11 protein-coding genes and 1 pseudogene are annotated in these 13029 nt (G+C 70.5%); 5 read left to right on the forward strand and 7 right to left on the reverse strand.

The features are described 5' to 3' along the window. A partial coding sequence (locus BV907_RS10640) for an RHS repeat domain-containing protein (protein WP_139346721.1) occupies positions 1-1234 on the forward strand: 1234 nt, incomplete at its 5' end. Positions 1235-1239: 5 nt separating this feature from the next. Next, a complete protein-coding gene (locus tag BV907_RS18365; protein ID WP_139346722.1) occupies positions 1240-1626 on the forward strand; it encodes a DUF6188 family protein in 387 nt (128 codons plus the stop codon). Positions 1627-2209: 583 nt separating this feature from the next. On the opposite strand, the gene BV907_RS10645 is transcribed toward BV907_RS18365, so the two are convergent. The 4 genes and pseudogenes from BV907_RS10645 to tdh all read right to left on the reverse strand — a co-directional run bounded on the left by BV907_RS10645 (position 2210) and on the right by tdh (position 6784). After that, the gene (locus BV907_RS10645) at positions 2210-3454 is read right to left on the reverse strand and encodes an IS110 family RNA-guided transposase (protein WP_077489713.1); all 1245 of its coding nucleotides are present in this window, start codon (positions 3452-3454) and stop codon (positions 2210-2212) included. 500 nt (positions 3455-3954) lie between these two features. Then, a pseudogene (locus tag BV907_RS19345) lies at positions 3955-4182 on the reverse strand (four-helix bundle copper-binding protein); the annotation flags it as partial. Between the two features lie 264 nt (positions 4183-4446). Next, positions 4447-5703, reverse strand: coding sequence for a glycine C-acetyltransferase (locus BV907_RS10655; RefSeq protein WP_077489714.1), 1257 nt, complete (start codon positions 5701-5703; stop codon positions 4447-4449). Between the two features lie 34 nt (positions 5704-5737). Continuing rightward, positions 5738-6784: an L-threonine 3-dehydrogenase gene (tdh, locus tag BV907_RS10660; RefSeq protein WP_077489715.1), complete on the reverse strand. Its 1047-nt coding sequence runs from the start codon at positions 6782-6784 to the stop codon at positions 5738-5740. 71 nt (positions 6785-6855) lie between these two features. Here tdh and BV907_RS10665 point away from each other — a divergent pair, with 71 nt between their 5' ends. Further along, positions 6856-7830: a LysR family transcriptional regulator gene (locus tag BV907_RS10665; protein WP_077489716.1), complete on the forward strand. Its 975-nt coding sequence runs from the start codon at positions 6856-6858 to the stop codon at positions 7828-7830. Positions 7831-7871: 41 nt separating this feature from the next. Here the strand turns inward: BV907_RS10665 and BV907_RS10670 are convergent, their stop codons facing one another. Beyond that, entirely contained in the window at positions 7872-8504 is a 633-nt protein-coding gene (locus BV907_RS10670) for a DM13 domain-containing protein (protein WP_077489717.1), read from the reverse strand. Positions 8505-8632: 128 nt separating this feature from the next. Between BV907_RS10670 and BV907_RS10675 the strand changes: the two genes are divergently transcribed. Next, positions 8633-9967, forward strand: coding sequence for an amidohydrolase family protein (locus tag BV907_RS10675; protein ID WP_077489718.1), 1335 nt, complete (start codon positions 8633-8635; stop codon positions 9965-9967). An 84-nt stretch (positions 9968-10051) separates the two neighbouring features. On the opposite strand, the gene BV907_RS10680 is transcribed toward BV907_RS10675, so the two are convergent. Continuing rightward, entirely contained in the window at positions 10052-10615 is a 564-nt protein-coding gene (locus tag BV907_RS10680) for a hypothetical protein (RefSeq protein WP_077489719.1), read from the reverse strand. 303 nt (positions 10616-10918) lie between these two features. On the opposite strand from BV907_RS10680, the gene BV907_RS10685 reads away from it, so the two are divergent. Continuing rightward, positions 10919-11302, forward strand: a complete 384-nt coding sequence (locus BV907_RS10685) for a VOC family protein (RefSeq protein ID WP_245827915.1) — start codon at positions 10919-10921, stop codon at positions 11300-11302. A gap of 213 nt (positions 11303-11515) precedes the next feature. Here BV907_RS10685 and gatB read toward each other — a convergent pair whose 3' ends face one another. Beyond that, a complete protein-coding gene (gene gatB, locus BV907_RS10690; protein ID WP_077489720.1) occupies positions 11516-13027 on the reverse strand; it encodes an Asp-tRNA(Asn)/Glu-tRNA(Gln) amidotransferase subunit GatB in 1512 nt (503 codons plus the stop codon). Positions 13028-13029 lie beyond the last annotated feature (2 nt).

Here is a 13029-nt window from a genome sequence, read left to right on the forward strand (position 1 = left end):
GGGCCAGGCCCTCACCGCCGGGAGCTCCTCCTTCACCTACACCAGGGGCGGACGCACCGCCACGGCCACAACGCCGGCGGGGACCACTGCCTACAAGTACGACGGCGACGGGCGCCGCCTCAGCGCCACCCTCGGCACCGCCAAGACCAGCTTCGAATGGGACCCCTTCTACCGGCTCGCCAACGAGCTCGACACCAGCGGCGCCCTCGTCCGGCACTACACCCACGGCGACCAGCCCCTCACCGCCCACGACGCCGCCGGCGCGGTCGCCTACCTCCACACCGACCGGCTCGGCTCCATCCGCGCCCTCACCGACGCCACCGGCGCCCTCACCTCGGCCGGGGCCTTCGAACCCTACGGACGACCCCGGGCCACCGGCCCGAACAACCCCAACGCACCACCCCTGGGCTGGCTCGGCCAATACCAGGACCCCACCGGACTCACCCACCTCCGCGCACGCCAGTACGACCCGACCGCGGGCATGTTCCTCAGCACCGACCCCGCCGCGTCCACCAGCATCTCCGGCGCCTACACCTACGGCACCGCCAACCCGCTCCGCTACCTCGACATCACCGGCCTGTTCTCCTGGGACGAATTCCTCGTCGGCGTCCAAGACGTCAGCGGCATCGTCTCCGACGTCGCCGGCGTCCTCGCCATCGCGGCCGCCGTTACCGGCATCGGCGCCCCCGTCGCAGCCGCACTCGGCACGATTTCGGTCGTCGCAGGCGCAGTCCACGCCGGCACCAAAGCCATCCAGGCCTACAACACCTGCAACACAGGCAAAGGCTCCTGCGGCGACGCCGTCGCCGAAGCACTCATGTCAGCAGCCGCCGCCGTACCCGGCGGCCGACTCGTCAAGGGCGCAGCCTCCGGCGCAAAGGCGGCCTGGGGAGGTGCTGGGAAGGCCGTGAACACTCTGCCGTCCGCGGCGGCCGAAGGCAGTGGTCGGCTCTTCGTCACGACTGGGCGGGGCACGACCTACGACATCCCTGGGGATTGGACACAACGGATGGCCGACAACAACAACGGCCTGGTTTTTCAACGGCCAGGATCATCTGGGAACAGCAACATGATTAGGATCATGGAACCAACATCCCTTTACCCGAAGGGCCACGTGAGGGTTTACAACTCCGAGGGGCAGCCCATCACGCCGTTTGGCAAACCGGGATCCCAAGCGGAAACACATATTCCTCAGGATTATTCGGGAGGGTGGCCTGCATGGCCAATTCAATAAGGGACTTGGAGCGGTTCGATAATGGCTGGCGACTGCCCGTTGATGGGCTTCTTGTCACGCAAATCCGTCTAGATCACGGGGTGACCCTCCTCTTGGAGACTTTCCTCATTCGGATTGAGGGGACTTTCCTCGTTTTGGAGGGCGGCGGTTCCGAACAAAAGGTCGATCCCGAAGGGCGTCCAGAGCAGTTGATCCCTGCCTTGCGGCTGTTTGAAAAGGAAGCCGTTTCAGGCTCGGCCAACGACGATGGCGGACTCGAGCTCAACTTTCACGACGGCACCCGTGTCTTTGTGCCCGCCTCCCAACAATTTGAGCCGTGGGAGTTGGCCGGCCCGGAAGGTCTGATCATAGTGTCGGCACCAGGCGGAGAGATTTCCATCTGGAGATCCTGATCGCCAGGGGAGGGGCGCCGGCACGGCAGCATACTTCTGCACCGACAGGCTCGGCTCCATCACCGGAGGCCGCTATTACTTCGCCCCGGACGGCCGTGGTGCTGCATTCGATGCGGACGGGGTGTTCTCGTACTTCGGGGTTTTCACGCCATGATGGATCTAATCCTGCCTGTCGGTGACGTACTTTCGAGCGTGGACTACGAGCTGTTGGGTTGGGAGGAGGCCGCCGCGCACATTGATGAGGTCGCCATGGCGGTAACACTGCATTGGCGGACGACGTCAACTGCGACGCGGATCCATTGGTCTTCTGACACGAAGAACGAAGGCCTCGTTCAGCCCATAGCAGGACCGAAACGCCGATTGGCAACGATAGAAACATCGTTACCCGTTACTTTCGTTACCCTGCGATGCCTTCGCTGAGGGCCCCCCTCACGGCTCCTTGCTGACCCGGCGTCCGACTACCCTCGCATCAGGAACTGGGGGGAATTCCGTGGCGAGAACGCTCCAGGAATCTCCATGGAAATCGACCCACCATCGGCCCGGGTGGGAGTCTGGCAGCTCTAGTTGGTCTTCAGCCAAGCAGCTACCTCATTCGGGAGAACTGGTCGGATGTCGTGGCGAAGGCGGTTGCGGGGTCATAGGGAGTGTGGTGCTGCAGGCAGTGATATAGGCAGCCCAGGAGCTTGTTGAACAGGTTTCGCAGCGACGCCGTGTGACGTTCGCCGCCTTCACGTCGGCGATCGTAGTGGGCGCGCGGCCCTTCGGAACGAAGGGCCGCGAACGCCCACATGTAGCCGACCGAGGACAGGCGCCGATTCTTGACCGTCCGGGCTGAGACGGTGCGGCTTCGGCCCGAGGCGCGGGTCACAGGTGCTGCGCCGGCGTAGGCCTTGAGCGCCCTTGCATCGACGAACCGGGACCGGTCGTCGCCGATCTCGGCCAGCACCCGCGCCCCGGACATGACCGACAGGCCCGGGAAGCTCGTGATGATCTCCGCATCCGGGTGCGATCCGAAGGCAGCTTCGGTGGCGTCGGCGAGGTTGTCGCAGCTCGAGCAGGCGGCATCGAGCTGCTGCAGCAGCGCCGAGGCCTGGCGCCCCATCGCCTGTTCGACGAGATCTGGCTGGCGCAGCTGATCGGCGCGGAAGATCCCGCGCAGACGCTCGACCTCTTCATCGACGGGGCGTCGGAGGCGGCCGGCCTTGACGAGCAGGGTACGCAGCTGGCTTCTGGTCAGCCGGGCGGCGGTGGCCGGCGTCGGGGCCGCCGTGAGGACGACGCGGGCATGGGCGGAGTCGAGGCCGAGGTTGCCGGTGCCGTGGAAGGCCAGCAGGGCTGCGGGATAGTACTCGCGCAGATGGGACCGGAGCCGGTTCACGATCTGGCCTTTGTCCCAGATCGCGTCCTGGTGGGCACGGGCGAGCACGCCGATCGCTCGGGCGAGCTCGCTGTCAACCGGCAGCGGGCGGTGCGCACGGCCGTCGGTTCGCAGGATGTTGGCCAGGACCCGCGCGTCGGCGGCGTCCGACTTCGCACGGGAGACGCTGGTGCGGTCCCGATAGCGTGCGGCAGCCAGCGGGTTGATCGCGTAGACCCTCCGGCCGGCGGCACGCAAGCGGGCTACCAGCAGACCGCGTGGTGTCTCGATGGCCACGGGGATCGGTTCCTCGGGGCTGTCGCCGTGGCGGGCCAGCAGCTCCAGCAATGCCCGGAAGCCTGCGCTGTCGTCGCTGATCCGCATCTTGGCCAGCTGCTCGCCGTCGTGGCCGACGAGGGCAATGTCGTGGTGTCCCTCCGCCCAGTCGATACCGCAGAACACTCGGCTCAACGTCTTCTCCTCTCACTGTTCGGGCGCCGGCGGCGCCGAGGCAGCTCCGTGCGGAGCACGCGGCGCTCTAATAGAAGTGCTCCCGGGCACGCCATCTCATGAGCCGTTCGTGTCTCCAGCGACCGCCAGGGACCTCGGTCTGCTGGAGAGCTCGAAGGCTCGCGAATGCTGAGAGGTCGGCCCCTGGAGGCGGGCTGAGGACATGAATACCGCAACTGTCACCTGACTTGGCGGAGGCCGCGGCCTTATTGCCGATCATCCCGGGGAAAAGCCAGCGGCCTCCGCCTGGTCACCGTGGAGCCGGTCTGACCAGAAGGGATCTCAGTCCCCGGAACGGCGGCAGGCTTTCCACGGCGCGGCCGGTGGACGCGCGCGCTCCGGCTTCCGCCGACCGCGCCGCGGTGCCGGTCTGACCAGAGGGATCTCAGTCCCGGAAGGGAGGCAGGCTTTCCACCGCGCGGCCGGTGGACCTTGTACACACAAATCCGCCGACTGACCTATTAGAGGGAGGCCAGCAGATCGGCGCAGGCTGCCTCGCAGCGACGGCAGACTTCGGCGCAGATCCGGCAGTGCTCGTGCATGCCGGCGTGACGTTCGCATTCCTCCGCGCAGGCCTTGCATGCGGCCCGGCAGGCCTCCAGGACGGCGCGCGTGAGGTTGGCGTCGTACCCGGTGTGACGGGAGAGGATGTTCCCAGTGGTGGTGCAGATGTCGGCGCAGTCGAGATCACGGTCACGCTAGTCACGGCCACCCCATGCTGGCCAGAGTCCGCGGGAAAGGCAGACCCCCACGGCCGAGGTAGAGCCAGACGCTGGCCCCAGCATCACCGCGCGCAGACGGCCTTCGACCTCCGTCAGGGCAAGCGCATCGTGCTGGAGTTCGGCAACGACACCGCGCGGCATGGCAGCGGTCCTCTCCTACACCTCCTGAGGACGAAAGGGGAAGCAAAGGCGGATCGCCTCCGTGCTGGGAGGCGCCGGCGCAGCTGACGGCTATCCGCCGCCGCCCTCGCCCACCCGCCCGGCTCCCCATTCCTCCTCGGCGACCACAGCGCGCGCCGCGACGAACGCGCGCACGGCGGTTTCGACGTCGTCCGCGCTGTGCGCGGCCGAGAGCTGGACGCGGATGCGGGCCAGCCCCTTCGGCACGACGGGGTAGGAGAAGGCCGTGACGTAGACGCCGTGGGCGAGCATCTCGGCCGCGACGCGGCCCGCAAGCGCGGCGTCGCCGAACATGACGGGCACGATCGCGTGCTCGCCCGGGAGCAGCTCGAAGCCCTCCTCGGCCATGCGGCGGCGGAAGTGGGCGGCATTGGCGAAGAGCCGCTCGCGCAGCGCGGCGGACTCGGCGACGAGGTCCAGGGCGCGCAGTGTCGCGGCGACGATCGCCGGGGCCACCGAGTTCGAGAAGAGGTAGGGACGGGCGCGCTGGCGCAGGAGCGCGACGATCTCGGCCCGGCCCGAGACGTAGCCGCCGGAGGCCCCACCGAGGGCTTTGCCGAAGGTGCCGGTGTAGATGTCCACCCGGTCCGAGACGCCGGCGTGCTCGGGGGTCCCGGCACCGGTCGGCCCCATGAAGCCGACGGCGTGCGAGTCGTCGACCATGACCATCGCGCCGTAGCGCTCGGCGAGCCCGCAGATCTCGGCCAGCGGCGCGAGGTAGCCGTCCATCGAGAACACGCCGTCGGTGACGATGAGAATCCGCCGGGCGCCGGCGCCGTCGTTCATCGCCGCCGCCTCCCGCAGCCGCTCCTCGAGCTCGCCCATGTCCCGGTTCGCGTACCGGAGGCGGGCGGCCTTGCAGAGCCGGATGCCGTCGATGATCGAGGCGTGGTTGAGCGCGTCGGAGATGACGGCGTCCTCGGGTCCGAGGAGCGCCTCGAACACGCCGCCGTTGGCGTCGAAGCAGCTGGAGAAGAGGATCGTGTCCTCGGTGCCGAGGAACGCCGAGACGCGGCGCTCGAGGGCCAAGTGCGCGTCCTGGGTCCCGCAGATGAACCGCACCGAGGCCATGCCGAAGCCGCGCTCGTCGAGGGCCCGCTTCGCGGCGGCGACGAGCTCGGGATGGTCAGCGAGGCCGAGGTAGTTGTTGGCGCAGAAGTTCAGCACCTCCCCCGCGGGCGCGCCGAGCGGGCCGGCCTGGATGTGGGCCGACTGCGGCGAGTCGATGTGCCGCTCCTCCTTGAACGTCCCGGCCGCTCGGATGGCCTCGAGCTCCTCGGCCAGCTGCCCCTTCACCCCTGCGAACATGCGCCCTCCTTGACGTTCCTGCCCAAGTCCCTGCTCAGACTCCGGACCAGTCCAGCACCACTTTGCCCCCGCGCCCCGAGCGGGCGACGGCGAAGCCCTCCTCCCAGCGCTTGGCCGGCAGGACGTCGGTCACCACGGCGGCGACGTTGCGCCGGAGCGTGGGATTGCTCTGGAGCATCGCGCTCATGGCGTACCAGGTCTCGAACATCTCCCGGCCGTAGATGCCCTTGAGCGTGAGCATGTGCGTGACGACCTTGCCCCAGTCGATCTCGACCGGCTGCGCGGGCAGGCCGAGCATCGCGATCCGGCCGCCATGGTTCATGTTCTCGATCATCTCCGGCAGCGCCGCGGGGTGGCCGGACATCTCGAAGGCCACGTCGAAGCCCTCGAGCATGCCGAGCTCGCGCTGGGCCTCGCGGACGGTCATCTTTGAGACGTCGATCGCGAGGTCCACGCCCATGAGCCGGGCCAGCGCGAGCCGCGGCGCCGAGACGTCCGTGATCGCGATCTTGCGGGCGCCCGCGTGGCGGGCGACCGAGATGGCCATGAGCCCGATCGGGCCCGCGCCCGTGATGAGCACGTCCTCGCCCACGAGCGGGAAGCTCAGCGCGGTGTGGGTCGCGTTGCCGAACGGGTCGAAGATGGCGCCGAGCTCGGGCGTGATCGACGGGTCCCGGTGCACCCAGGCGTTCGTCTCGGGGATCACCACGTACTCGGCGAACGCACCGTCGCGCTGGATCCCCACGCTCGAGACGTGGATGCACATCTGGCGCCGCCCGGCGCGGCAGTTGCGGCAGATCCCGCACACCACATGCCCCTCGCCGGAGACGCGGTGCCCGACCCGGACCTCGCGCACGTCCTCGCCGACGGCCACGACCTCGCCGTAGAACTCGTGACCGGGGACGAACGGCGCCTGCGCCATGGTCTGGGCCGAGGCGTCCCAGTCCTGCAGGTGCAGGTCCGTGCCGCAGATGCCGGTCGCGAGGACGCGGATCTTCACCTCGTCCGGGCCGGGCTCGGGCTCCGGCCGCTCGACCAACTCGAATCCGGGCTGCGGGCCTGCCTTGTAGAGGGCTCTCATGAGGCCATTCAAGGCCACCGGATGACTTAGAACAACACCGGGTATCTCAACAGACGGTTTAGAGTTTGCTTATGGATGTCCGTCAGCTGCAGATCCTCCGCGAACTCGGCGAGCTCGGGAGCGTCAAGGCGGTCGCCGAGCAGCTCCTCGTGACGCCCTCGGCGGTCTCCCAGCAGCTCGCGCTCCTCACGCGCAGCGCCGGCGTGCCGCTCACGCGCAAGGAGGGCCGCAGCCTCGTGCTCACCGACGCCGGCCGGGTGCTCGCGGAGGCGGGCGGCGCCGTCGTGCGCGCCATGGCGGACGCGCGGGCGGCGATCGGCGCCTACCACGACGACCCGGGCAGGACCGTCTCGGTCTGCGCGTTCCACTCGGCGGGGCAGGCGCTGTTCGGGAGATTGGCGGCGCGGCTCGCGGCGCGTCACGCGCACGACGGCGATGCCCCCGGCGGCGGCCGGGGGGCCGGCGGCGGTGGCCGACGCGACGGCGGGCCCCGGCTGCGGTTGGCCGACGAGGACGTGCCCCAGCATGGCTTCCCGGCCCTGACGGCCCGGTACGACGTGGTCCTCGCGCACCGCATGGCGCACAGCGAGGCCTGGCCCGAGGACCGGCTCGTCGTCGTGCCACTGGCCCAGGAGCCGTTCGACGTGGCCCTGCCCATGGGGCACCCGCTGGCCGCACGCGCCTCCCTCACCCCGGCCGAGGTCGCGGGCGAGGCGTGGGTTTCGAGCCGCCCCGGCTACTCTCCCGCCGACGTCCTCGCGACGATCGCCGCCGTCGCGAGCAGGGCGCCAGAGGTCGCGCACCGGATCAACGACTACGCCTCGGTCGCGGCCGTCGTCGCCGCGGGCGGGGCGATCGGCCTCCTGCCCCGGCACACGGCGTCGGCCCTCGCCCTCTCGCATTCCGTGGTCCTGCGCCCGCTCGAGGGGATCGCGACGACGCGCCGCATCGACCTGCTCATCCGGCCCGAGAACGCGCGCCGCCGGTCCGTCGAGCTCGTGGTCGAGGCGCTGCGGGACGTCGTGGCCGAACTCGTTGCCGGATGAGGCGCGGTTGAGGCACCCGCCGCGGCACCGGGGGCCCGGGGTCAGGGCGCGGCGAGCGCCGCCGCGCCGAACGAGACCGCGAAGCGCCGGCACCAGACGGACACGGACGTGTACTGGGCGAGGTCGGCCTCGGGCGGGATCGGGTAGTTCTGGTCGCCGTGGTTGGCCTTGAGCTCGCCCAGGTCGAGGTAGCGGCCGTCGTCGAAGACGTGCCATCCGGGATTGCCCTCGAGGACCGGGGCGTCCGTGAGCCACACGCGCAGGTCCGGCCCGTCCGAGGTGTCGAGGCTTTCGAAGCGGAGCACGCGGCTGCCGTCCGCGAGCTCGAGGACGCGGACCGTGCCGGAGCTCGCGTGCTCGTGGCTGATGATCGCCCCCTGCGCGAGGACGCGGGGCGCGGCCGGGGCGGTGGGCGCCGCCGGCTCGCCGGGAGACTCCGACGGGGCGGAGGACGACGGCGCGGCGCCCGGCGGCGGGGACGGCGCCGGAGTCTGGGCGCCGGCGTCCTGGGTTGCGGACGGCGCGGCCTCGACCAGGGTCGAGCTCGTGAAGAGCCGCCATGGCTGGAACAGGTAGAGTCCCACGCCGATGAGGACCCCGACCGCGATCGCCGCGAGGGCACTGAGGACCGGGTGGGCGCGCACTGCACGGCGCGCTGAGCGCACGAGGGCCATGGCTCAAGGATACGTCTGGAGTGCCGGACAGCTGATCAGGCACGGCGTTTGCACTCTGTGCCGGTATACCAAATACTGGGACGGGTGTCGCCGATGGCACCCTGCCCCGAGACCCGAGGAGCCCGACGATGTGCCTTCACGACCACGAATCCGCCCCTAGCCCCGCAGGCCCGCTGTCTCGCCGCAATATCCTCGCCGGCGCCGCGGCACTGGCCGGGATCTCGGCCGCGGCCGTCGCGGGGCACCTCGGGGCCGCGGCTCCCGCGCGAGCCGACGGTTCGCCGTCGGGCCCCAGCTACCCCGGCCGTCCTGGCATGCCAGACGCCCTCATCGTCGAGGGCGCCACGCTGGTGGACCCGGCCACGGGGGGCGCCGTGCCGGACGCCGTCGTCGTGTTCGACGGCGGGGTGGTCGCCGCAGCCGGTACGCGGGACGAGACTCGGCGGGCCGTCGCGGACGTCGCCGGGCGGGCGCTGCGGATCGACGCGACGGGGCGCTGGATCGTCCCGGGCCTCGTGGACGTGCACGTGCACGCGAACGCCCTCGCCGACGCGCGGCTCCTCCTCGCGGGGGGCGCGACGAGCGTGCGCAGCGGCTCGAGCAGCTTCTACCAGGACGTGGCCCTCTCGGCCCTGCCGGAGTGGGCGCCCGGCGCCGCGCCGCGCATGCGGGCCGCCGGCCTTTTCGTCTCGCCGCAGCTGGGCGACTCGCTGCTCGCGGACCCGGACCTCGCTCCGCTCGCACCCCTCGAGGGAGTGACCGAACCCGCGGACCTCGCCTACCTCACCCGCGTGAACCTCTCCCGCGGCGCCGTCGTCATCAAGACCCGCTCCAACCCGCGCGCGGGGCTGCCGGAGCAGGATCCGCGCGAGCTCGTCTACGGGCAGGAGCAGATCGCCGCCATCGTCTCCGCCGCGCGCGGGGCGGGCGTGCTGTGCCACGCCTACAGCGCCGAGGGCATCGATGGCGCGGTGCGCGCCGGTGTGAAGAGCATCGAGCACGGCGTCTTCGTCACCGAGGCCACGATCGCCGAGATGGCCCGTCGCGGGACCTACTTCACGCCCACGATGGACGCGATCACCTCGATGGCGTCCTCGTCCAACCCCGTGCTCGCCGCGCGCGGGGCCGAGTACACGCCGGTGCTCAAGGCCGCGGTCCTCGCCGCCCACGAGGCCGGCGTCCCCGTCGTCGCGGGCACGGACTCGTTCGGCACCGACGTCACGCCCATCGGGACCGAGGTGCGGCTCCTCGGCGAGGCGGGCCTCTCCCCGCTCGAGGCGCTGCGGGCGGCGACGACCCGCGCGGCGGCCCTGCTGGGGTGGGAGGGCAGGGCCGGGGTGCTCGCGCGCGGCGCGTTCGCGGACGCCGTCGTGCTCGACGCCGACCCGCTCGCCGATGCGGGCGCGCTCAAGACGGTGCGGGCCGTCGTCGCGCAGGGCGTCGTGGTGCGCAACGAGCTCTGACGACGAGCTCTGACCGGGGCGCCAGCCGCCGGACCCCGGGCGCCGAGGCGCCCGGGCTCAGCACGCCGTCAGGACTGGGTCGCGTCAGGACTGGGTCGCGGAGGGCGAGGGCGACTGGGTCTGGCCGCGGTTCTTGTGGCCCTTCCCGTGGCCCTGGCCCTGGGCCTTGGCGGGGAACGGGCCCTTCACCACCTGCTGCGCGGTGTCCTCGCTCCCTGAGCGGACGCCCCGGACGACGACCTCGTCACCCACGGCGAGGTCGCCCGGGGTCAGCGCCGTGCCCTTCTGGGCGGCGGCGCGGATCCTCGTTTCGGCGTTGAGCGTGTACGAGTGCTCGTAGCCGTCCTCGCTGCGGACGGTGAGTCTCGTGTCCGTCGCCTCGGTGACCGTGCCGCGCTGGCTCACGATGGTCGCGTAGGTGCCGTCACTCTTCTTGACGGTCACCTCGCCGTGGAGCCCGCCGCGGAGCAGCCCGTGTTTGAAGCCGTGGCCCCAGGCCTTTGCGGGGGCCGAGACGGAGTCGGTCGGGCTCGCCGTGGACGTCGGGGTCGCCGAGGCCCAGACGGCCGCGCCGCCCGCGCCAGCGAGGCCGAAGGCGAGTGCGCCGATGACGATGCCGCGCCGGATGCGGCCTGGTGCAGACTTCATGGCTCCATGATCGTCCTCAGGACGGCTCCGAGCGCCGGTTCTGATCCATTCCACAGCGAATGCATGGCCCCGGCACAGGTTCGCGGCCGAGGATGCCCGGGCCTCCCCTGGACCCGGGGTCACCTCCCAACGTTGCGAGGTCACCTCCCCACGTTGCGAGGTCACCTCCCAACGTTGCGAGGTCACCTCCCAACATTGTGAGGTCACGTCTCAGCAATCCGGGGTCAGCGCGCGACGGCGGCCGCGTCTGGGGGTTCCTTCCGATGCCTTCTGGCGGGGGCGCCTCGTGCGTATTCTGGCGCAGTGAGCCGCTCCGACAGCCCCATGATCCACCTCGAGTCCACTGTCCTCGGGAGCCCCGACCCCCAGGCCGCTGTCCGCTTCTATGCCCGCCTCCTCAGCTGGGAGATCCGCAACGACGAGCGCGACTGGTGCACCCTGCGCAATCCCGGAGGCGGTCCCGGCCTGTCCTTCCAGCTCGAGGACGACTTCGTGCGACCCGTCTGGCCCGAGCAGCCCGGGCGCCAGCAGATGATGATGCACTTGGACCTGCGCGTCGAGGACCTGCAGAAAGCGGCCGCCCATGCCAAGGAGTGCGGCGCCCAGCGGGCCGATCACCAGCCGCAGGACGACGTCGTCGTCTTCCTCGACCCCGACGGGCACCCCTTCTGTCTCTTCGAGAAGTGATCCGTCAGGCCTGAAGGAGCCCGCAGGCTCGGGTCTCAGGAACGTGACCTCGCAATGTTGAGAGGTGACCCCGCAACGTTGAGAGGTGACCTCGCAATGTTGAGAGGTGACCCCTCAACGTTGGGACGTGACCCCGCAAGGTTGAGAGGTGACCCCGCGTCCTTTGGTGAGGACGCGGGGTCAGGGGGTCCTGCTGCCCGGGTCAGGTCCCTGCTAGGCGCTGACGCCGAGCCTCTCCAGGATGAGCTCCTTGACCCGGCCGGCGTCGGCCTGGCCGCGCGTGGCCTTCATGACCCCGCCCACGATCGCGCCGACCGCCTGGACCTTGCCGCCGCGGATCTTGTCCGCGACGTCGGGCTGGGCGGCAAGCGCGGCGTCGATCGCCTCGAGGAGGGGCCGGTCGTCGGAGACGAGGACGAGGCCGCGGGCCTCCATGACCTGGGTCGGGGTGCCCTCGCCGGCGATCACGCCGTCGAGCACCTGGCCAGCCATCTTGTTGTTGAGCTTGCCGCCCTCGACGAGGCCGTTGAGCTCGACGATCGCCGCCGGCGTCACGCCGAGCTCCGCGGGGTCGACGTCGGCCGTCTTGGCTCGGCCGACGATCTCGCCCATCCACCACTTGCGGGCCGCCTGCGGCGAGGCGCCCGCGGCGACGGTCTCCTCGATCGCCTCGACGACGCCGGCGTTGACGACGTCGCGGAACTCAGCGTCGGCGTAGCCCCAAGCCTCCTTGAGGCGCTTGCGGCGCTCGGCCGGCGGCTCGGGCAGCGTCGCGCGCAGCTCCTCGACCCACTCGCGGCTCGGGACGACGGGGACGAGGTCCGGCTCGGGGAAGTAGCGGTAGTCGTCGGCGTCGCTCTTGGGGCGGCCGGCCGTCGTCGTGCGCGTGTCCTCGTGCCAGTGGCGGGTCTCCTGCGTGACCGTCCCGCCCGAGGCGAGGACGGCGGCGTGACGCTGGATCTCGAAGCGCACGGCGTGCTCGACCGAGCGCAGCGAGTTGACGTTCTTGGTCTCCGAGCGCGTGCCGAACTTATCGGCGCCCTTGGGCATGAGCGAGACGTTCGCATCGCAGCGGACGTTTCCGCGCTCCATGCGCGCGTCCGAGACGCCGAGGTTCTTCACGATCTCCCGGACCGCCGAGACGTACGCGCGGGCGAGCTCAGGGGCGCGGGAGCCCGCGCCGACGATCGGCTTCGTGACGATCTCGACGAGCGGGACGCCGGCGCGGTTGTAGTCCACGAGCGAGTAGTCGGCGCCCTGGATGCGGCCGGTCGCGCCGCCCATGTGGGTGAGCTTGCCGGCGTCCTCCTCCATGTGCGCGCGCTCGATCTCGACGCGGAACACGGTGCCGTCCTCGAGCTCGACGTCGAGCCAGCCGTCGTGCGCGATCGGCTCGTCGTACTGCGACGTCTGGAAGTTCTTCGGCGTGTCCGGGTAGAAGTAGTTCTTCCGCGCGAAGCGGCAGGACTCGGCGATCTCGCAGTTGAGGGCCAGGCCGATCTTGATGCTCGACTCGACGGCGGCCCTGTTCACGACAGGCAGGACGCCGGGCATGCCGAGGTCGACCTCGTTGACGTTCGTGTTCGGGTCGTCGCCGAAGACGTTCGGGGCCGAGGAGAACATCTTGGACTTGGTGTTGAGCTCGACGTGGACCTCGAAGCCGAGGACGGGGTCGAAGCGCTCCATGGCCTCGTCGAAGGACAGGATCTCGTCAGTGGCTGCCATCT

This window comes from Sinomonas mesophila, from assembly GCF_001999765.1.
GTDB classification, from domain to species: Bacteria; Actinomycetota; Actinomycetes; order Actinomycetales; family Micrococcaceae; genus Sinomonas; species Sinomonas mesophila.